Raw genomic sequence first — 20,935 nt, forward strand, 5'->3', positions numbered from 1 at the left:
CACATGAGTCACCGCGCGAGAGTCGTCCTCGCCGCAAGCGCACTCGCCATCGGTACCACACTCGCCGCGTTGCCCGCGGTGGCCCAGGCCCAGCCCGGCGGCGCCGCCGCGTCCGCCGCCGACGCAGCCGGCGCCGAGGAGGTGCGGGTCTACGACGCCGAGATCACCAGGGAACAGGTGCCGCTGGTCCTCGCCGCAGGCCAGGACGCCCACGAGCTCACCGAACGCGCCCCTGAATCCGGGACCTCCCGGGTCGAGCTCTTCCTCACCGGAGCCCAGGCCGACGAGCTGGCCGCCCAGGGGATCGTGCTCGCCGAGCGCAAGCTCCCGGCCCGGGCCCGGGCCGGGACGGCCGGCGACGGCGTGTTCCGCCCGTACAGCGGCAGGGGCGGCCTCCAGGAGGAGATCCTGCGCACGGCCCGGGAGAACCCGGCGCTCACCAAGGTCGTCTCCATCGGCAAAACCGTCCAGGGCAAGGACATCCTCGCCCTCAAGGTCAGCAGGAACGCGAAGAGGGCCAGGGACGGCTCGAAGCCCTCCGTGCTGTACATGTCCAACCAGCACGCCCGCGAGTGGATCACCCCCGAGATGACCCGGCGGCTGATGCACCACACCCTCGACAACTACGGCAAGGACCGGCGGATCACGAAGCTGGTGGACTCCACCGAGCTGTGGTTCCTGCTCAGCGCCAACCCCGACGGCTACGACTACACGCACGCCGCCGACGGCCGGCGGCTGTGGCGCAAGAACCTGCGCGACAACAACGGCGACGGAAAGATCACCACCGGCGACGGGGTCGACCTCAACCGCAACTTCGCCTACAAGTGGGGCTACGACAACGAGGGCTCCTCGCCCGACCGGGCCGGCGAGACCTACCGCGGCCCCAAGGCGTCTTCCGAGCCCGAGACCGTGGCCCTCGACGCCTTCGAGAAGCGCATCGGCTTCGACTACGCCGTCAACTACCACTCCGCCGCCGAGCTGATCCTCTACGGCGTGGGCTGGCAGGTGGCCACCCCCACGCCCGACGACGTGGCCTACAAGGCCCTCGCCGGGACCCCCGAGAACCCTGCGGTCCCCGGCTACTACCCGCAGGTGTCCTCGGAGCTCTACACGACCAACGGCGAGGCCGACGGCCACGGCGCCAACGTCAACGGCGTCATGATGTTCACCCCGGAGATGACCACCTGCCAGACCGCCTCGGCGAGTGACCCGAACGACCGGTGGGAGCCCGAGGACTGCGCCTCCGGCTTCAACTTCCCGGACGACGAGAAGCTCATCCAGGAGGAGTTCGCCAAGAACGTGCCCTTCGCCCTCGCGGTCGGCGAGAGCGCCGCGCACCCGGACCGCCCGGTGTCCTCCGTGGGCCTGAGCGCGCCCGACTTCACCCCGGACTCCTTCACCACCTCCTATGCGGCCCGCGGGCAGGACCAGGAGGTCGCGGTCACGGCCCGCAGGGCGCTCAAGGACAAGGAGCTCAACTACCGGATCAACGGCGGCCGCACCCGCGGCGAGGACCTCAAGGCATGGAAGGGCGGAGAGGTCTACGGCGGCGAGGACAACAACTGGTTCGACGAGTACCGGGCAGAGGTCGAGGGGGCCGGGCCCGGCGACCGGGTCGATGTCTGGTTCACCGGCCGCGACCGCTCCGGCAGGCGGGTCTCCAGCGAGCACTTCACGTACACGGTGGCCGAGCGGCCTCGCGCGGACGTCCTGGTGATCGCGGAAGAGGGGGCCGCCGCCCGGCACGCAGGGAAGTACGTCGACGCGCTCCGTGCCAACGGCCGGTCCGCGGCGGTCTGGGACGTGGCCGTCCAGGGTGTCCCGCACCACCTCGGGGTCCTCTCCCACTTCGGTACGGCCGTGCACTACACCGGGGCCACGTCACCGGGCGGGGACACGCAGTTGGCGGTGCGCGACTTCCTCAACGAAGGCGGCAGGCTGATCGAGGCCGGCGAGCTGGCCGGGGGCAACGCCCAGGTCGGCCGCGCCGTGACCAACGACTTCAGCCAGTACTGGCTCGGGGCCTACGGCCGCACGAGCACCCCCGGCGCCACCGGCTTCGCAGGCGCCGGCGCCCTGCGGGACACCGGCGGCGGCCTCGGCGACGCCGCGGACAACCCGCTCAACGCCCCCGGCGCCTACACGGTGACCTCCGACACCCTGGCACCCGCGCAGTTCCCCCGGTTCAAGAGCGCGCAGGCGGGCCGGTACACCGGGATCACGAATCCGTACGCCCCCTACGCGGGCACCGGGATGGCTTCGGCGCTGCACACCGACAACGACTGGAAGCGGCTCGTCCGCACCATCGACCTGACCGGCGTCACCGCAGCCGACAGGCCGCAGTTGAAGCTCGCCCTCAACTGGAACACCGAGAGGGGCTACGACCACGCCGCGCTGGAGGCCCGCAGCGCCGGAGGCGACGACTGGACCATGCTGCCGGAGGCGGGCGGCCTGAGCAGCCCGGCCGTCCCCGAGGAGTGCGCGGCCGGATTCTTCATCAACGGCCACCCGTTCCTGCGCCACTACCTCACGCTGGACGGCCGCGGCTGCACCCCGCAGGGCACCAGCGGCCGGTGGAACACCTTCACCGGGTCCTCCGGCGGCTGGAAGCAGGTCTCCTTCGACCTGAGCGCCTACGCGGGCCGGTCCGTCGAGCTCTCGCTGTCCTACATCACCGACCCGGGCTCCGGCGGACGCGGCGTCTTCGCCGACGAGGTGCGCCTGTCGACCGGCGGCGGGGAGCAGGCGGCCGAGGGGTTCGAGACCTCCCTCGGCGCCTGGGCGGCCCAGGGCCCGCCCGCCGGGAGCCCCGACGTCGCGGGGGACTGGTCCCGTACGGGAGAGCTCTTCCGCTCCTATGCCTCGGTGACCACGCGTGACACCGTACTTCTGGGCTTCGGCCTGGAACACCTGCCCGCGGCGGCGGACCGCGCCCTACTCGTCGGTAAGGCGCTCCGCTCGCTCCACCGCTGATCAGCGCCACCCTCGGCGCTCACCCAGAGTGACCGGGACCAAGGTCCCCGGGGCCCGCGCCGGAGCGTCCGGAGCGGGCCCCGGAGGGGATACCCCCGCGAAGTGGGGGGAGTGTCAGGCCTCGACCGATGTCACCCAAAAGCTCACGGAGAGGTAGGGTCGTAAGCGGTCGGGGACATCCCATTTCAGCTCGCCGGCGCTCTCACCGGCGCACCAACGAGGAGATCGGTTCGTGACGATCCGCGTAGGCATCAACGGTTTTGGCCGCATTGGCCGTAACTACTTCCGGGCCCTCCTGGAGCAGGGAGCGGACATCGAGATCGTCGGTGTCAACGACCTGACGGACAACGCCACCCTGGTGCACCTTCTCAAGTACGACACCATTCTGGGCCGTCTCAAGGCCGAGGTGTCCCACACCGACGACACCATCACCGTCGGCGGCAACACCTTCAAGACGTTCGCCGAGCGCGACCCCGCGAACCTCCCCTGGGGCGAACTGGGCGCCGACATCGTCATCGAGTCGACCGGCATCTTCACGAAGAAGGCCGACGCCGCCAAGCACCTTGCGGCCGGCGCGAAGAAGGTCCTCATCTCGGCCCCGGCCAAGGACGAGGACATCACGATCGTGATGGGCGTCAACCAGGACAAGTACGACGCGGCCCAGCACCACGTCATCTCCAACGCGTCCTGCACCACGAACTGCGTGGCGCCGATGGCGAAGGTCCTGGACGAGAACTTCGGCATCGTCAAGGGCATGATGACGACGGTCCATGCGTACACGAACGACCAGCGCATCCTGGACTTCCCGCACTCGGACCTGCGCCGCGCCCGCGCCGCCGCCGAGAACATCATCCCGACCTCCACCGGTGCCGCCAAGGCCACCGCACTGGTGCTCCCGCAGCTCAAGGGCAAGCTGGACGGCATCGCCATGCGCGTCCCGGTCCCGACCGGCTCGGTCACCGACCTCGTGCTGGAGCTCGACCGCGAGGTCACCAAGGACGAGATCAACGCCGCCTTCCAGAAGGCCTCCGAGGGCCAGCTGAAGGGCATCCTCGACTACACCGAGGACGCGATCGTCTCCTCCGACATCGTGAACTGGCCGGCGTCCTGCACCTTCGACTCCTCCCTGACCATGGTCCAGGGCAAGCAGGTCAAGGTCGTCGGCTGGTACGACAACGAGTGGGGCTACTCCAACCGCCTCGTGGACCTGACGGTCTTCGTCGGCGGCCAGCTCTGAGTTTCCAGGGCTGACACCACGATGTGAAGCACAGGGTCCGGGCCGCGCGACGATGCGCAGTCCGGACCCTGTAGCTTGCCAGTCGTTCTTCGCCCCCGACACGGGCGCCCAAAGGAGTCAGAAACACATGAAGACGATCGACGAACTGCTCGCCGAAGGCGTCAAGGGCAAGCGGGTCTTCGTCCGAGCGGACCTCAACGTCCCGCTCGCCGAGGGCACCATCACCGACGACGGCCGTATCCGCGCCGTCCAGCCCACGATCGAGAAGCTCGCCGAGGCCGGTGCCCGCGTCATCGTGGCCTCGCACCTGGGCCGCCCCAAGGGCGCCCCGGACCCGGCCTTCTCGCTCGCGCCGGCCGCCGCGCGCCTCGGTGAACTGCTCGGCGCGGACGTCGCGTTCGCCACCGACACGGTGGGCTCCTCCGCCAAGGAGACCGTCGCCGCCCTCACCGACGGCAAGGTGGCCGTCGTCGAGAACCTCCGCTTCAACGCCGGCGAGACCTCCAAGGACGACGCCGAGCGCGGCGCCTTCGCGGACCAGCTGGCGGAGCTCGCCGACGTCTACGTCGGCGACGGCTTCGGCGCCGTCCACCGCAAGCACGCCTCGGTCTTCGACCTGCCCAAGCGGCTCCCGCACGCGGCCGGCCAGCTCATCGCCACCGAGGTCGGCGTCCTGAAGAAGCTGACGGACGAGGTCAAGCGCCCCTATGTCGTGGTCCTCGGCGGCGCCAAGGTCTCCGACAAGCTCGCCGTCATCGACGAGCTGCTCGGCAAGGCCGACCGCCTCCTGATCGGCGGCGGCATGGCCTACACCTTCCTCTACGCCAAGGGCTACGAGGTCGGTATCTCCCTGCTCCAGAAGGACCAGGTCGACAAGGTCAAGGAGTACATGGCCCGGGCCGAATCCACCGGCGTCGAGATCGTCCTGCCGGTCGACGTCCTGGCCTCGACGGACTTCCCCGACCTCAAGGGCAAGACCCCGGCCGAGTACATCACCGTCGGTGCGGACGAGATCCCCGCCGACAGGGAGGGTCTGGACATCGGTCCCAAGACCCGCGAGCTGTACGCCTCGAAGATCGCCGACGCGGCGACCGTCTTCTGGAACGGTCCCTTGGGCGTCTTCGAGCACCCCGACTACGCCGGAGGCACCCGCGCGATCGCGCAGGCACTCGTCGACAGTGACGCGTTCACCGTCGTCGGCGGCGGCGACAGCGCCGCCGCGGTCCGCACGCTGGGCTTCGACGAGAACGCTTTCGGCCACATTTCCACCGGTGGCGGCGCCTCCCTCGAATACCTCGAGGGCAAGACGCTCCCCGGCCTCGCCGCCCTGGAGGGCTGAACCCGTATGACCACGCGCACCCCGCTCATGGCGGGCAACTGGAAGATGAACCTCAACCACTTGGAGGCCATCGCCCACGTCCAGAAGCTCGCCTTCGCGCTCGCCGACAAGGACTACGACGCCGTCGAGGTCGCGGTCCTGCCGCCCTTCGTCGACCTGCGCTCCGTCCAGACCCTGGTCGACGGCGACAAGCTGAAGATCAAGTACGGTGCGCAGGACATCTCCGCGCACGACTCCGGTGCCTACACCGGCGAGATCTCCGGCCCCATGCTGTCGAAGCTGAAGTGCACGTACGTGGCCGTCGGCCACAGCGAGCGCCGCCAGTATCACGGCGAGACCGACGAGATCTGCAACGCCAAGGTCAAGGCCGCCTTCAAGCACGGGATCACCCCGATCCTGTGCGTCGGGGAGGGCCTGGACGTCCGCAAGGCCGGCCAGCAGGTCGAGTACACGCTCGCCCAGCTCGACGGCGGCCTGAGCGGCGTCCCGGCCGAGCAGGTCGAGTCCATCGTGATCGCCTACGAGCCGGTCTGGGCCATCGGAACCGGGGAGGTCGCCACCCCCGCGGACGCCCAGGAGGTCTGCGGGGCGATCCGTGGCCGCCTCGCGGAGCTGTACTCGCAGGAGCTGGCCGACCAGGTCCGCATCCAGTACGGCGGCTCCGTGAAGTCCGGGAACATCGCGGCGATCATGGCCCAGCCCGACGTCGACGGTGCCCTGATCGGCGGCGCGGCGCTCGACGCGGACGAGTTCGTCAAGATCGTCCGCTTCCGCGACCAGTGAGTATGCGGTAGGGCCGATCCGTCGTACCCTTGCGGGGGCCGGGGCTGGACCGCCAGCCCCCGGCCCCCGCGCACATCTCGCAAAGCCGGAAGCCTGAGAAGCCAGAAAGTAGGAATCAGCCGTGATTATGGGGTTCTCGATCGCCCTGATCGTCTTCAGCGCCCTGCTGATGCTGCTCGTGCTGATGCACAAGGGCAAGGGCGGCGGCCTCTCCGACATGTTCGGCGGCGGCATGCAGTCGTCGGTCGGCGGCTCCTCCGTCGCGGAGCGGAACCTGGACCGCATGACCGTCGTGGTGGGTCTGCTCTGGTTCGCGTGCATCGTTGCGCTCGGCCTGGTGATGAAGTCGAGCAGCTGACCGTTCTCGCCATTCCGGCGGCCCGGTCGGCATCGCCCTGCCTATGATGAGGCTGGCGTCCACGGCGCGGAATCAGTAACTCCGCTCACTGGACGTGCGTTGGGCCTTACGTAGACTTGGGCGCTCCGCGGCGGGAATTCCACTCATACTCCGCGGCACCATCACGCAGGGAGTTACGACCGTGGCAAGTGGCAACGCGATCCGTGGTAGCCGGGTCGGAGCGGGGCCGATGGGCGAGGCGGAGCGCGGCGAGTCCGCGCCCCGCCTGCGCATCTCCTTCTGGTGCTCGAACGGGCACGAGACGCAGCCGAGCTTCGCCAGCGACGCGCAGGTGCCGGACACCTGGGACTGCCCGCGCTGCGGGTTCCCGGCCGGTCAGGACCGGGACGACCCGCCCGCGCCGCCGCGCACCGAACCGTACAAGACGCACCTGGCGTACGTGCGCGAACGCCGCTCGGACGCCGACGGCGAGGCGATCCTCGCCGAGGCGCTCGCCAAACTCCGGGGCGAGATCTGACACCGCCCGGTGACCAGGACGTGAGGCCCGGCCCCGCAGGAATCTCCCCTGCGGGGCCGGGCCTCTTTGCGTGCGTTGTGCCGCTTGTGATCCCTTAGGTTGGTGATCGGCGGGGCACGACAGGACGGAAGAAGTGGGTTGATGTCCGAGATGAACGCAAATCAGGCGGCCACGCGAAGCGCGTCGAGCGAGGGGGGCGGCGGGCGCCGGGCGGCACGTACCAAGCTCAACCGGACGCCCGAGTGGCTGGCACTCGGCAAGCACCGGGAGGAGTTCGGGCAGACGCACCTGCGGCAGCTGTTCGAGGAGAATCCCGGCCGCGGCGCCGGCTACACCCTGCGGGTCGGGGACCTGCACATCGACTACTCCAAGCACCTCGTCACCGACGAGACGCTGGAGCTGCTGCGCGAGCTGGCGGCGGCGACGGGCGTGGCCGAGCTGCGCGAGGCCATGTTCCGCGGCGAGAAGATCAACACGACCGAGGACCGGGCGGTCCTGCACACCGCGCTGCGCGCACCGGCGGACGCCGTCGTCGAGGTGGACGGCGAGAACGTCGTCCCGGGCGTGCACGCGGTCCTCGACAAGATGGCGGCCTTCTCCGAGCAGATCAGGTCGGGGGCCTGGACCGGCTTCACCGGCAAGCCCATCAAGAACGTCGTCAACATCGGCATCGGCGGGTCCGACCTGGGCCCCGCGATGGCCTACGAGGCCCTGCGCGCCTTCGCCGACCGCGCCCTGACCGTGCGCTTCGTGTCCAACGTCGACGGTGCGGACCTGCACGAGGCCGTACGCGACCTGGACCCCGCCGAGACGCTGTTCATCATCGCCTCGAAGACCTTCACCACCATCGAGACCATCACCAACGCCACGTCCGCGCGTGGCTGGCTGCTCGCGGGACTGGGCGGCGACCAGGCCGCGGTGGCACGCCACTTCGTGGCGCTGTCGACCAACGCCGAGAAGGTCACCGAGTTCGGCATCGATCCGGCCAACATGTTCGGGTTCTGGGACTGGGTCGGCGGGCGCTACTCCTTCGACTCGGCCATCGGGCTCTCCCTGATGATCGCGATCGGTCCGGCCGCCTTCCGTGACCTGCTGGCCGGCTTCCGCCTGATGGACCAGCACTTCCGCACGGCGCCCGCCGAGGAGAACGCCCCGCTCCTGATGGGCCTGTTGGGGATCTGGTACGGCGCCTTCTTCGACGCGCAGTCGCACGCGGTGCTCCCCTACAGCCACTACCTCTCCCGCTTCACCGCGTACTTGCAGCAGCTGGACATGGAGTCCAACGGCAAGTCCGTCGACCGCGAGGGCGAACCGGTGGAGTGGCAGACCGGCCCCGTGGTCTGGGGCACGCCCGGCACCAACGGCCAGCACGCCTACTACCAGCTCATCCACCAGGGCACGAAGGTGATCCCCGCCGACTTCATCGGCTTCGCGAAGCCGGTGGCCGAGCTGGAAGCGGCCCCGGCGGCCCAGCACGACCTGCTGATGGCCAACTTCTTCGCGCAGACCCAGGCGCTCGCCTTCGGCAAGACGGCCGAGGAGGTCCGCGCGGAGGGGGCACCGGAATCGCTGGTCCCGCACAAGACCTTCCACGGCAACCACCCGACGACCACGATCCTGGCCACCGAGCTCACCCCCGGCGTGCTGGGCCAGCTGATCGCCCTGTACGAGCACAAGGTGTTCGTCCAGGGCGCGGTGTGGAACATCGACTCCTTCGACCAGTGGGGCGTCGAGCTCGGCAAGGTGCTCGCCAAGCGCGTCGAGCCCGCGCTGACCGACGGTGCGGACGTGCCCGGTCTGGACGCGTCGACGCAGGCCCTGGTCGCCACCTACCGCAAGCTGCGCGGACGCGGCTGACGCACATGCGTGAGGGGCCCGCTCTCCCCGGGGAGAGCGGGCCCCTCACGCATGTGCGTCAGGAGGAGGCCGGGGGATACATCCCGGACGGCAGCTTCGCCGCCGCCGCGCGGTCCAGGAGCCACAGGGTGCGCGAGCGCCCGTACGCCTCCGCGGCCGGTGCCTGCACGCCGCCGGCCCCGCCGAGGGCGATGGAGACCGCGCCGGCCTTGTCCTCGCCGGCCGCCAGCAGCCAGACCTCACGGGCCGCCCGGATGGCCGGGAGAGTCAGCGAGATCCGGGTGGGCGGGGGCTTGGGCGCGCCGTGCACGCCGACCACCGTGCGGCTGGTCTCCCGGGCCGCCGGGTGCTCGGGGAAGAGCGAGGCGACGTGCGTGTCCGGGCCCACGCCCAGCATCAGCACGTCGAAGCGGGGGACCGGGCCGTGGTCCTCCGGACCGGCCGCGCGCGCCAGCTCGGCCGCGTACGAGGCGGCCGCCGCGTCCACGTCCGCGCCGTACGGGCCGTCCGAGGCGGGCATGGCGTGCACGCGGGCGGGATCGACCGGGACGGAGTCCAGGAGGGCCTCACGGGCCTGGGTGTGATTGCGCTCGGGGTCGTCGGCGGGCACGTACCGCTCGTCGCCCCACCACAGGTCGAGCCGGTGCCAGTCGACCGCGTCGCGGGCCGGGGCGGCGGCCAGTGCGGCGAGCAGGCCGTTGCCGTTGCGTCCGCCGGTCAGGACCACGGACGCGGTGCCGCGCGCCGCCTGGGCGTCCACGATCTTCGTGATGAGCCGGGCCGCGGTGGCCTGGGCCATCAGCTCCTTGTCCCGGTGGACGACGACCTGAGGAGTCGTCATACCCATGTGCTGCCGCCTTCTTGGTGGTGTGTGATACCGCTGCGCGGAGCCGCTCCCCGCTCCGCCTCCAGCCCCGGTTCGGGAAGGAGCGGGGCGGGGAACAGGCTCCGCGCAGCGGGTCGGCTACGTGGCCGGGGCCTTCTTCGACGGCTTGGAGGCCGGCTTCGAGGGCTCGGCCTTGGCCGGAGCGCCGGCCTCGGCCTCGGCGCGGGCCTGCGGCTCCGGCGCATTCGCCGCCAGCTGGGACACGCCGTACTTCAGCGACGCCTCGTACGTGTTGTCCGGGTCCAGCCGGCGCAGCTCCTCCGCCAGGAGCTCGGCCGTGTCGCGGCGCTTGAGCGCCATGTTCCGGTCGGGCTGGCCCGGCATGCACAGCGTGGCCAGTCCGCCGTCCGCCCGGTTGAGGACGATGTCGCCGTCCTTGGTGGCCAGGCGCACGGCCGTCAGCCCCGGACCCGCCGACAGCGTGCGGCGGACGGGCACCTGGAGCCGGTCCGCCAGCCACATGGCCAGCAGCTCGCAGCTCGGGTTGTCCGCCTCGCCCTCGACGGTCGCCGACACGACCGTCAGGGCCTGCTGGTCCAGCGCCGCGGCCAGCATCGACCGCCAGGGGGTGATCCGGGTCCAGGACAGATCCGTGTCCCCGGGGGCGTACGCGCCGGCCCGGGCGCCGAGCGTCCCGACCGGATTCTCGCAGGAGTACGTGTCCGTGATGCGGCGCTGCCCGAGCGCACCCAGCGGATCGCCCGCCAGGTCCGTGGGGGCGCCGTCCGGCCACCAGACGACCACAGGCGCGTCCGGAAGGAGCAGCGGGAGAACCACCGACTGGGCGTGGTCGACCAGTTCGCCGTGAAGGCGCAGCACGACCGTCTCACCGCTGCCCGCGTCCGCTCCGACGCGGACTTCCGCGTCGAGCCGGGCGTCACGGCGGCTGCGGGGGGAGCGGCTGGCCCGCTTGATGACGACGACGATCCGCGAGGGGTGTTCGTGGGACGCGTCGTTCGCCGACTTGAGCGCGTCGTACGCGTTCTCCTCGTCGGTCACGATCACCAGCGTGAGGACCATGCCGACGGCCGGCGTGCCGATGTCCCGGCGTGCCTGCACCATCGCGGCATTGATCTTGCTGGAGTTGGTCTCCGTGAGGTCGATCTTCATGGCCGGCGCCAGCTCCGTCCGTCTCGTGCGAGCATCTCGTCCGCCTCGACCGGTCCCCAGGTGCCCGCCGGGTACTGCGCGGGCTTGCCGTGCTTGTCCCAGTACTCCTCGATCGGGTCGAGGATGTTCCAGGACAGCTCGACCTCCTGATGGCGCGGGAAGAGGTTCGCGTCGCCGAGGAGCACGTCGAGGATGAGCCGCTCGTACGCCTCGGGGCTCGACTCCGTGAAGGACTCGCCGTAGGCGAAGTCCATCGTGACGTCCCGGACCTCCATGGACGTGCCCGGCACCTTGGACCCGAAGCGCACCGTCACGCCCTCGTCCGGCTGGACCCGGATGACCAGGGCGTTCTGCCCCAGCTCCTCGGTCGCGCCCGACTCGAACGGCAGGTAGGGGGCCCGCTTGAAGACCACCGCGATCTCGGTCACCCGGCGGCCCAGGCGCTTGCCCGTCCGCAGGTAGAAGGGGACGCCCGCCCAGCGGCGGTTGTTGATCTCCAGGCGGATGGCCGCGTAGGTGTCGGTCTTCGACTTGGGGTCGATGCCGTCCTCTTCGAGGTACCCGACGACCTTCTCGCCGCCCTGCCAGGCCGCCGCGTACTGGCCGCGCACGGTGTGCTTGCCCAGGTCCTCCGGCAGCTGCACCGCCGTCAGCACCTTGAGCTTCTCCGCCACCAGCGCCTTGGGGTGGAAGGAGCCGGGCTCCTCCATCGCGGTCAGCGCGAGCAGCTGCAGCAGGTGGTTCTGGATGACGTCACGGGCCGCGCCGATGCCGTCGTAGTAGCCGGCCCGCCCGCCGATGCCGATGTCCTCGGCCATGGTGATCTGCACGTGGTCGACGTACGACCGGTTCCAGATCGGCTCGAACATCGTGTTGGCGAAGCGGAGCGCCAGGATGTTCTGGACGGTCTCCTTGCCGAGGTAGTGGTCGATCCGGAAGACCTCGTCACGGGGGAAGACCTCGTGGACGACCTTGTTCAGCTCCTCGGCGCTCTTCAGGTCGTGACCGAAGGGCTTCTCGATGACGGCACGCCGCCACGAGCCCTCCTTCTGCGCCAGACCGTGGTCCTTGAGCTGCTGGACCACCTTGGGGAAGAACTTCGGCGGGACGGAGAGGTAGAAGGCGAAGTTGCCGCCCGTGCCCTGCGCCTTGTCGAGGTCGTCGATCGTCGCCTTCAGCGTCTCGAAGGCGGCGTCGTCGTCGAAGTCGCCCTGGACGAAGCGGCAGCCCTGCACCAGCTGCTGCCAGACCTCCTCGCGGAAGGGGGTGCGCGAGTGCTCCTTGACCGCCTCGTACACCTCCTGGGCGAAGTCCTCGTGTTCCCACTCCCTGCGGGCGAACCCGATGAGCGAGAAGCCCGGCGGGAGCAGGCCGCGGTTGGCCAGGTCGTAGACGGCAGGCATCAGCTTCTTGCGCGACAGGTCACCCGTAACGCCGAAAATGACCAGGCCGGACGGCCCCGCGATGCGCGGGAGCCGCCGGTCCTGTGCGTCACGAAGCGGGTTCGCTCCGTTTACAGACAAAGTGGTCAGGCCTCCGTGGGGGCGAGGCGCTGCAGCTCCGCCTCGGTCGACTTCAGCAGGTCGTTCCAGGACGCCTCGAACTTCTCGACGCCCTCGTCCTCAAGCAGCTGAACGACATCGTCGTACGAGATGCCCAGCTTCGCGACCGCATCGAGCTCGGCACGCGCCTGCTCGTAGCTGCCGCGCACGGTGTCACCCGTGATCTGCCCGTGGTCGGCGGTGGCCTCCAGGGTGGCCTCCGGCATGGTGTTCACCGTGTTCGGGGCGACGAGGTCGTCCACGTACAGGGTGTCCTTGTACGCCGGGTCCTTGACGCCCGTCGAGGCCCACAGCGCACGCTGCTTGTTGGCTCCGGCGCGCTCCAGGGCGGCCCAGCGGTCCGAGGAGAAGACCTCCTCGTAGGCCTGGTAGGCCAGACGGGCGTTGGCGAGGGCCGCCTTGCCCTTGAGGGACTTCGCCTCGTCGGTGCCGACGGCGTCGAGCCGCTTGTCGATCTCGGTGTCCACGCGGGACACGAAGAAGGAGGCGACCGAGTGGATCAGGGAGAGGTCCAGGCCTGCGGCCTTGGCCTTCTCCAGCCCCGCCAGGTACGCGTCCATGACCTCGCGGTAGCGCTCCAGCGAGAAGATCAGCGTGACGTTGACGCTGATGCCCTTGCCGATGACCTCGGTGATCGCCGGCAGGCCGGCCTTCGTGGCCGGGATCTTGATGAGCGTGTTCGGCCGGTCCACCAGCCAGGCCAGCTGCTTGGCCTCGGCGATCGTCGCCGCGGTGTCGTGGGCCAGTCGGGGGTCCACCTCGATCGACACGCGGCCGTCCTGGCCGTCCGTGCGGTCGTAGACCGGGCGCAGGATGTCGGCGGCGTCCCTGACGTCCGCCGTCGTGATCATGCGCAGCGCCTCGTCCACGGTGACCTTGCGGGTCGCGAGGTCGGTGAGCTGTCGCTCATAGCCCTCGCCACCGCTGATCGCCTTCTGGAAGATCGCCGGGTTGGTGGTGACCCCGACCACGTGCGACTGGTCGATGAGCTCGGCCAGGTTGCCGGACGTGATGCGCTTGCGGGACAGGTCGTCCAGCCAGATCGCCACGCCTTCGTCGGAGAGGCGCTTGAGTGCGTCTGTCATGGGAATTGCATCTCCTACTGGTGTAGTACGCGCGTCAGCGCGCGGCGGCGGCGAGGGAGTCCCGGGCGGCGGCGGCGACGGCCTCCGGCGTGAAACCGAACTCGCGGAAGAGGACCTTCGCATCGGCCGAGGCGCCGAAGTGCTCCAGCGACACGATCCGGCCCGCGTCACCGACGTAGCGGTGCCAGGTCAGGCCGATGCCCGCCTCGACCGCGACCCGGGCCTTGACGGAGGGCGGCAGGACGCTGTCCTTGTACGCCTGGTCCTGCTCCTCGAACCACTCCACGGACGGCATCGAGACCACGCGGGTGGGGATGCCGGCGGCCTGGAGCTGCTCGCGGGCCTCGACGGCCACGTGCACCTCGGAGCCGGTGCCGATGAGGACGACCTGGGCGTCGCCGCCTTCCGCCTCGAAGCGCACGTAGCCGCCCTTGACGGTGTTCTCGTCGGCCTCGTACGTCGGCACGCCCTGACGGGTGAGGGCCAGACCGTGCGGGGTGCCCTTGCCGAACACCTTCGTGTGGCGCTTGAGGATCTCGCGCCAGGCGATCGCGGTCTCGTTGGCGTCGGCCGGGCGGACGATCGTCAGGCCCGGGATGGCGCGCAGCGAGGCCAGGTGCTCGACCGGCTGGTGGGTCGGGCCGTCCTCGCCGAGGCCGATGGAGTCGTGCGTCCACACGTAGGTCACCGGCAGGTGCATCAGGGCGGACAGGCGCACGGCGTTGCGCATGTAGTCGGAGAACACCAGGAAGGTGCCGCCGTAGATACGGGTGTGGCCGTGCAGCGCGATGCCGTTCATGGCGGCGGCCATGGCGTGCTCGCGGATGCCGAAGTGGATGGTGCGGCCGTACGGGTCGGCCTCCGGCAGCGGGTTGCCCACCGGAAGGAACGAGGAGTCCTTGTCGATGGTGGTGTTGTTGGAGCCGGCCAGGTCGGCCGAGCCGCCCCACAGCTCCGGGATGACCGCGCCGAGGGCCTGGAGCACCTTGCCGGAGGCGGCGCGGGTGGCGAGGGACGTGCCGGCCTCGAAGACGGGGAGCTGCTCCTCCCAGCCCGCGGGCAGTTCGTTCGCGTTGATGCGGTCGAACTCGGCGGCGCGCTCAGGGTTGGCGGTGCGCCAGGCGGAGAAGTCCTTCTCCCAGGCGGCCTTGGCCTCGCGGCCCCGGTCCAGCGCCTTGCGGGTGTGGGCGATGACCTCGTCGGCGACCTCGAAGGTCTGCTCCGGGTCGAAGCCGAGCACGCGCTTGGTGGCCGCGACCTCGTCGTCGCCGAGTGCCGAGCCGTGGGCGGCCTCGGTGTTCTGGGCGTGCGGGGCGGGCCAGGCGATGATCGAGCGGGCCGCGATGAAGGACGGCCGGTCCGTGACGGCCTTGGCGGCCTGGAGCGCGGCGAACAGGGCCTTCGGGTCGAGGTCGCCGTTCTCCTGCTGCTCGACGCGCTGGACGTGCCAGCCGTAGGCCTCGTAGCGCTTCATGGTGTCCTCGGAGACGGCCGTCTCCGTGTCACCCTCGATGGAGATGTGGTTGTCGTCCCAGAGGAGGACGAGGTTGCCGAGCTTCTGGTGGCCGGCCAGCGCGGACGCCTCGTGGGAGATGCCCTCCTGGAGGCACCCGTCGCCCGCGATCGCGTAGACCATGTGGTCGAACGGGGAGGTGCCCGGGGCCGCCTGCGGGTCGAAGAGGCCGCGCTCGTAGCGGGCGGCCATGGCCATGCCCACCGCGTTGGCGACACCCTGCCCGAGGGGGCCGGTGGTGGTCTCGACGCCGGCCGTGTGGCCGTACTCCGGGTGGCCCGGGGTCTTGGAGCCCCAGGTGCGGAAGGACTTCAGGTCGTCCAGTTCGAGCCCGAACCCGCCCAGGTACAGCTGGGTGTAGAGGGTCAGGGACGAGTGCCCCGCGGAGAGCACGAAACGGTCGCGGCCCACCCACTCGGGGTCCGCCGGGTCGTGCCGCATCACCTTCTGGAAGAGGGTGTACGCGGCGGGCGCCAGGCTCATCGCCGTACCGGGGTGGCCGTTTCCGACCTTCTGGACCGCGTCGGCGGCCAGGATGCGGGCGGTGTCGACGGCCCGCTGGTCCAGTTCGGTCCACTCGAGCTCTGTGGTGGTCGGCTTGGTGCTCACCTGGGTCAGGGCTCCTCTCCACAAGTTCGTGTCCCGGTGACGAACGGTGCACCGGCGATTCCGAGCCTACCCCCGCAACGGCGTGCAGCTATTCGAGTGCAGGCGGTCCGTCATCGCGCCGCCCACCCGCGTTCACCCGGCCACGGGGGCGCGGCGGACGCCGTGCCCCGTATGTATGCACGGTCCGATCGGCCCAACACGAGGCGACCCCGGCGCGGGGCGACGGAAGCGCAACGTCTACAGTGGCGTGGTACGCGCAAGCCTTAACCGGGCCTTCATGGTGTGAAGGGCCCGAGTCGGAGCTTGCTGGATTCTCTCTCAGGGGTGTGCGTGACGGCCGTCGAATCCCGTCCAGCGGGGGTGCTCGGGACGAGCCCCGGTCACCGGCCGTTCGGGACCCGCGTCATGGCTTTCGTGGCATTGACCAAGCCGCGGATCATCGAACTTCTGCTGATCACCACAGTGCCGGTCATGTTCCTCGCGGAGCAGGGCGTGCCGTCGCTGTGGCTGGTCCTGGTGACCTGCGTCGGCGGTTACCTGTCCGCGGGCGGCGCCAACGCGCTGAACATGTACATCGACCGCGACATCGACGCGCTGATGGACCGGACCTCCCAGCGCCCGCTGGTGACCGGCATGGTCAGCCCGCGGGAGTGCCTGGTCTTCGGCATCACGCTCGGCGTGGTCTCCACCCTGTTCTTCGGCCTGCTCGTCAACTGGCTGTCGGCCGCGCTCTCCCTCGGCGCGCTCCTCTTCTACGTGGTCGTCTACACGATGCTGCTGAAGCGGCGCACGACCCAGAACATCGTCTGGGGCGGCATCGCGGGCTGCCTGCCGGTGCTCATCGGCTGGTCCGCGGTCCGCAACGAGGTCTCCTGGGCCGCCGTCATCCTCTTCCTCGTCATCTTCTTCTGGACGCCGCCGCACTACTGGCCGCTGTCGATGAAGGTGGCCGACGACTACGCGCGCGTCGGCGTGCCGATGCTCCCGGTCGTCGCCGGCAACAAGGTCGTGGCGCGCCAGATCGTCCTCTACAGCTGGGTCATGGTCGGCGTCTCGCTGCTGCTGACCCCGCTGGGGTACACCGGCTGGTTCTACACCTCGGTCGCGCTGCTGGCCGGCGGCTGGTGGCTGTGGGAGGCGCACGCGCTGCACGCGCGGGCCAAGGCGGGCGTGACGGGCGCGAAGCTCAAGGAGATGCGCCTGTTCCACTGGTCGATCACCTATGTGTCGCTGCTGTTCGTGGCGGTGGCCGTGGATCCCTTCCTCCGTTGATTACTCGCCGGTAGCATGGCTTCCATGGGAGACACCGCAGACACCGCGGCCGCCGCAGGCGCCGCGGACAAGAAGCAGGACCGTACGGCCGCGAAGCTGGCCCGGCAGATCGGCGCCTTCGCCAAGCAGCACGGCGGGGCCGAGGGCCAGCTCGCCCACATCGGCCAGGCCGGCACCCGCATCGTGCTCGTGGGCACGGACGGCGGCTGGGGCGACCTGGTGGCCCCGACCTTCGCGGTGGCGCAGCTGGCCGCGCAGAAGGCCGGGCTGACCCTCCACGACGAGTTCGACGGGGAGTTCGCCGCGCGCGTGCGGACGGGCCCGTACGAGTGGTCGCGGATGGCCGGCCTCCAGCTCGGCGGAACCCCGAACCCGGCGGCCTGACCGGCCCGGACCGGCATCCGGGGCGCCGGCGTGCGCCCTCGGTCAACAGCCCGAGCAACACCTCACACCCCGCTCACCCGTTAGGACGTGTGGAAGCGCCTTCCCCACGTCCGCAACGGGATGCCCGGATGATCGAAACGCCGCCCCTGGTGGACCAGTACTGCCACGGAGTCCTCCGTACGGAGCTGGGCCTGGGCACCTTCGAGGCCCAGCTGATCCGCTCGGCCGGCCCGCCCGCCGCCGGCACCACCTTCTTCGACACCCAGACCGGTTTCGCGGTCCGCCGCTGGTGCCCGCCGTTGCTGGGGCTGGAGCCGCACGCCGCCCCCGCCCGCTATCTGGCCCGGCGCCGCGAGCTGGGCCCGGCCGAGTCCGCGCGGCGGCTGCTGCGGGGGTCCGGGGTCGCCGCCTACCTGGTCGCCACCGGCCCGGCCGAGGACCTCACCGCGCCCAAGGATGTGGCGCTCGCCGCCGACGCCGAGGCCTTCGAGACCGTACGGCTGGAGTCACTGGCCGAACAGGTCGCCGACACCTCCGGGACGGTGGCCGCCTTCCTCGCCAATCTGGCCGAGGCGATCCACCACGCTGCCTCGGGTGCCGCGGCCTTTGCCTGCTCCGCGACCCCGGCCCGTCCCGACGGCGCGCAGGGCACGGGCCTGGATCCCGATCCGCCCGGTCCGGGAGAGGTGCGCGGAGCGGCCGGACGCTGGCTGACCGGGCGGCCGCGCGGGGGAGCCGTGGCGGACCCCGTACTCCTGCGGCACCTGCTCTGGAGCGCGGTGGCGTCCGGGCTGCCGCTCCAACTGCACACGGGCGCGGGGGATCCCGCGGTGCTGACCGGATTCGTACGGGCCACCGCGGGTTTCGGCACCCGGCTGGTGCTGCTCGGCGGATATCCGCACCACCGGCACACGGCGCGGCTCGCGGAGGCCTTCCCGCACGTCTACGCCGACGCCGGCGCGGGCCTGGGGCGAACCGGGGCACGGGCCGCGGCGGTCCTGGCCGAGCTGCTGGAGCTCGCCCCGTTCGGGAAGGTGCTGTTCTCCAGCGGGGGGCGGCGGCTGCCCGAACTGCACGCGGTGGGCGCCCTGGTGTTCCGCGAGGCGCTGGCCCGGGTGCTGGGCGGCTGGGTCGCCGAGGGGTCCTGGTCCTGGCGGGACGCGGAGCGGGTGGCGGCCATGGTCGCGGCGGGCAACGCCCGCCGCGTCTATCGGCTGGACCGGCCGTGAGGACGGCCCGGAGCGAACGGCCGGGACGGCTCAGACGGTGGAGAGCCGGGCGTCCGCGGGAGCGGGTGTGCCCGCTTCGGTGGCCGGCCGTTCCCGCAGGCTCAGGGCCAGCCGGAGCACGGCGACCCACACCAGGCAGGAGCCCAGCATGTGCACGGCGACCAGGACCTCGGGCACGTCGGTGAAGTACTGCACGTAGCCGATGCCGCCCTGGGCGAGCAGGACGAGCAGCAGGTCGCGGGCGCGCGCCCGGGTGTCGGCGGGTGCGTCGACCACGCGCAGCACCAGCCACATCGCCACGGCCAGCGCGCAGACCAGCCAGGCGGCGATCGCGTGCACGTGCGCGGTGACCTCCCAGTCGAAGGGCATCCGCTTGATCTCGCTGCTGTCGCCGGCGTGCGGGCCGGAGCCGGTGACCACCGTGCCCGCGGCGATCAGCACGAGGGTGCTGGCGATCAGGGCCCACGACAGCTTGCCCACCGGGCCGGGGACGCGCGGGCGGGGGGCGGTGTCGCCCTCGCCGGCGCGCTGCCAGGTGAGGGTCGTCACCGCGATCAGCGTGGTGGCGAGGAGGAAGTGCCCGGCCACGCTGTAGGGGTTGAGGCCCGTCAGTACGGTGATGCCGCCGAGCACGGCGTTGCTCATCACGATGGCGAACTGGAGCCAGCCGAGCCTGGTCAGCGAGTGGCGCCAGGGCTCGGCCGAGCGCGCCGCGAGGATCACCCAGCCGACGGCGGCACAGAGCACGTACGTCAGCATCCGGTTGCCGAACTCGATGGCGCCGTGGAAGCCCTGCTCCTGCGTCACGATCAGGCTGTCGTCGGTGCACTTGGGCCAGGTGTCGCAGCCGAGACCGGATCCGGTCAGCCGCACCGCGCCGCCGGTGACGACGATGGCCACGCTCATGACGAGCGCGGCGAGCGCGGCCCGCCGGACGATCCGGGGTGACGGGGTCCAGCGGCTGGCGATGAATGCGAGGGGGTTCAACACGCCCCATATCGTAGGCGACCCCTTGTGCAAACTTTCACGAGGGGGTGGGGGGCGGTGCGTCGGGGGAGGAGAGCAGCCGGAACCCGGCCCCGGCGGGGTCGCCCTCCTCGTGCCACCAGAGCAGCACCCGCCAGTGCGCGGCGTCGCCCGGATGGTCCGGCGACAGCGTGAAGCCGCGTACCAGGGAGGATGCGACGTCCTGGGCCGTCCGGTTCCGCACCTCCGTGGCACCGCGCCAGGGGTGCGGGAGCGCGTGCCACAACCCGTCGGCGCCGCGGACGTCGAAGCGCCACACCGCGAGCCAGGGGGTGACCTCCAGCATCGTGCGCACCTGCTCGGCGCCGAGGTGCAGCCGGGATGCGATCTCGGGCTCCTCCACCGACCGGATGCGGGCGGCCACCACGGCCCGGGGCAGCAGCCGCTCGGGCAGCAGGCCCCGCGTGCGCAGGCCCACCAGCTCGTCGAAGGCCAGGTAGCGCAGGCGCAGCTCCAGCTGGCGGCCGATGTGGTCGAGGGCCTCTTCGGCGGCCTCGGCCTCCTCCGCGGCGGGATCGGCCAGGAGCAGCCGGCGGAAGTCGGCCTCCGCGTCCACGGCCCAGGCCACCGCGTCCTCGGTGAGGCCCAGCTCGGCGAGGCGGTCCCCGAGGAACACCTTGGCCTGGGCGAGGCCCTGCCGGTTGACCGGATCCCGCTGGTCCAGTCCGGCCCAGACCTCCACCGCGGTACGGGTCAGGTCCCGGGCGCGCTCGCCGGCGGCCCGCTCCATGGCGCTGGGGCCCTGGTCGGCGGCCGCGCCCAGCGGGTGCCGCGGCAGCCGGTCCGCGTCGCTCAGCGGCCAGGCCAGCCACACCCCGTGGTTGATCAGCCCGCGGGCGTACCAACGGGCGTACTCCGGGGTGTGCCGGGCCGCGCGTTCGGAACTGCGCAGACCCTCCTCGATGGTGGCGAGGGCGCCCGCGCGGTCCCCCGCGGCGAACCGCAGGGCCGCCCGGTCGGCGAGGCGCAGCCCGAGCAGCGCGGTGCACTCGGGGTCGTCGGTGAGCGCGCGCAGGGCCCCGATCAGCTCGTCGAGGAGCCCCTCCTGCTCCGCCGGCTCCGCCGGTGCGACCCCCGCCCGCACCCGCGCCCACCGCTCGTCCAGCCGAAGAACGGCCTCCCGCTGCACCATGTCCGCCCCCCGGCTTCATGTGTGGAGGCGCCCATCCTCGCGGCTGCGCCGCCGCGAGGGAAA

Annotated in this window: 17 protein-coding genes; 10 read left to right on the forward strand and 7 right to left on the reverse strand. The window is 71.1% G+C overall.

Annotated elements, in window-relative coordinates:
- The first annotated feature begins 3 nt into the window (after positions 1-3).
- The 7 genes from AW27_RS25865 to pgi all read left to right on the forward strand — a co-directional run bounded on the left by AW27_RS25865 (position 4) and on the right by pgi (position 9,064).
- Entirely contained in the window at positions 4-2,973 is a 2,970-nt protein-coding gene (locus AW27_RS25865; RefSeq protein ID WP_037930062.1) for a M14 family metallopeptidase, read from the forward strand.
- A 232-nt stretch (positions 2,974-3,205) separates the two neighbouring features.
- The gene (gene gap / locus AW27_RS25870; protein WP_037930065.1) at positions 3,206-4,210 is read left to right on the forward strand and encodes a type I glyceraldehyde-3-phosphate dehydrogenase; all 1,005 of its coding nucleotides are present in this window, start codon (positions 3,206-3,208) and stop codon (positions 4,208-4,210) included.
- A 127-nt stretch (positions 4,211-4,337) separates the two neighbouring features.
- Positions 4,338-5,549: a phosphoglycerate kinase gene (locus AW27_RS25875; protein ID WP_037930068.1), complete on the forward strand. Its 1,212-nt coding sequence runs from the start codon at positions 4,338-4,340 to the stop codon at positions 5,547-5,549.
- 6 nt (positions 5,550-5,555) lie between these two features.
- On the forward strand, positions 5,556-6,332 hold the full coding sequence (gene tpiA, locus AW27_RS25880; protein ID WP_037930071.1) for a triose-phosphate isomerase: 777 nt from the start codon (positions 5,556-5,558) through the stop codon (positions 6,330-6,332).
- Positions 6,333-6,459: 127 nt separating this feature from the next.
- The gene (gene secG, locus AW27_RS25885; protein ID WP_037930074.1) at positions 6,460-6,690 is read left to right on the forward strand and encodes a preprotein translocase subunit SecG; all 231 of its coding nucleotides are present in this window, start codon (positions 6,460-6,462) and stop codon (positions 6,688-6,690) included.
- 181 nt (positions 6,691-6,871) lie between these two features.
- Positions 6,872-7,207 carry an RNA polymerase-binding protein RbpA gene (locus AW27_RS25890; RefSeq protein ID WP_078557164.1) on the forward strand — a complete coding sequence of 112 codons (336 nt, stop codon included), beginning with the start codon at positions 6,872-6,874 and terminating at the stop codon, positions 7,205-7,207.
- Positions 7,208-7,357: 150 nt separating this feature from the next.
- Positions 7,358-9,064 carry a glucose-6-phosphate isomerase gene (pgi, locus tag AW27_RS25895; protein ID WP_078557177.1) on the forward strand — a complete coding sequence of 569 codons (1,707 nt, stop codon included), beginning with the start codon at positions 7,358-7,360 and terminating at the stop codon, positions 9,062-9,064.
- A 58-nt stretch (positions 9,065-9,122) separates the two neighbouring features.
- Here pgi and pgl read toward each other — a convergent pair whose 3' ends face one another.
- The 5 genes from pgl to tkt all read right to left on the reverse strand — a co-directional run bounded on the left by pgl (position 9,123) and on the right by tkt (position 15,829).
- Positions 9,123-9,905 carry a 6-phosphogluconolactonase gene (gene pgl, locus AW27_RS25900; RefSeq protein ID WP_037930080.1) on the reverse strand — a complete coding sequence of 261 codons (783 nt, stop codon included), beginning with the start codon at positions 9,903-9,905 and terminating at the stop codon, positions 9,123-9,125.
- Positions 9,906-10,028: 123 nt separating this feature from the next.
- The gene (opcA, locus tag AW27_RS25905) at positions 10,029-11,060 is read right to left on the reverse strand and encodes a glucose-6-phosphate dehydrogenase assembly protein OpcA (RefSeq protein WP_037930084.1); all 1,032 of its coding nucleotides are present in this window, start codon (positions 11,058-11,060) and stop codon (positions 10,029-10,031) included.
- Positions 11,057-12,583, reverse strand: coding sequence for a glucose-6-phosphate dehydrogenase (zwf, locus tag AW27_RS25910; RefSeq protein ID WP_037930087.1), 1,527 nt, complete (start codon positions 12,581-12,583; stop codon positions 11,057-11,059). The genes opcA and zwf overlap by 4 nt, the downstream gene beginning before the upstream one ends.
- A gap of 5 nt (positions 12,584-12,588) precedes the next feature.
- Positions 12,589-13,707 carry a transaldolase gene (gene tal / locus AW27_RS25915; protein WP_037930090.1) on the reverse strand — a complete coding sequence of 373 codons (1,119 nt, stop codon included), beginning with the start codon at positions 13,705-13,707 and terminating at the stop codon, positions 12,589-12,591.
- 34 nt (positions 13,708-13,741) lie between these two features.
- On the reverse strand, positions 13,742-15,829 hold the full coding sequence (gene tkt, locus AW27_RS25920) for a transketolase (RefSeq protein ID WP_037930093.1): 2,088 nt from the start codon (positions 15,827-15,829) through the stop codon (positions 13,742-13,744).
- A gap of 324 nt (positions 15,830-16,153) precedes the next feature.
- Here tkt and AW27_RS25925 point away from each other — a divergent pair, with 324 nt between their 5' ends.
- The 3 genes from AW27_RS25925 (at position 16,154) to AW27_RS25935 (ending at position 18,714) form a co-directional block, all read left to right on the forward strand.
- Positions 16,154-17,101 (forward strand): heme o synthase, encoded by a 948-nt coding sequence (locus AW27_RS25925; protein ID WP_078557166.1) that lies wholly within the window; start codon positions 16,154-16,156, stop codon positions 17,099-17,101.
- 24 nt (positions 17,102-17,125) lie between these two features.
- Complete coding sequence (locus AW27_RS25930; RefSeq protein ID WP_236647869.1) at positions 17,126-17,485, forward strand: hypothetical protein; 360 nt, start codon at positions 17,126-17,128, stop codon at positions 17,483-17,485.
- A gap of 128 nt (positions 17,486-17,613) precedes the next feature.
- The gene (locus AW27_RS25935; RefSeq protein ID WP_037930098.1) at positions 17,614-18,714 is read left to right on the forward strand and encodes an amidohydrolase family protein; all 1,101 of its coding nucleotides are present in this window, start codon (positions 17,614-17,616) and stop codon (positions 18,712-18,714) included.
- Between the two features lie 30 nt (positions 18,715-18,744).
- Here AW27_RS25935 and AW27_RS25940 read toward each other — a convergent pair whose 3' ends face one another.
- Both AW27_RS25940 and AW27_RS25945 read right to left on the reverse strand, forming a co-directional pair.
- Positions 18,745-19,704, reverse strand: coding sequence for a COX15/CtaA family protein (locus AW27_RS25940; RefSeq protein WP_052031355.1), 960 nt, complete (start codon positions 19,702-19,704; stop codon positions 18,745-18,747).
- 34 nt (positions 19,705-19,738) lie between these two features.
- Complete coding sequence (locus AW27_RS25945; RefSeq protein WP_052031356.1) at positions 19,739-20,872, reverse strand: hypothetical protein; 1,134 nt, start codon at positions 20,870-20,872, stop codon at positions 19,739-19,741.
- Between the last annotated feature and the right edge of the window lie 63 nt (positions 20,873-20,935).

The sequence above is a fragment of the Streptomyces sp. PCS3-D2 genome (assembly GCF_000612545.2).
GTDB lineage: Bacteria > Actinomycetota > Actinomycetes > Streptomycetales > Streptomycetaceae > Streptomyces.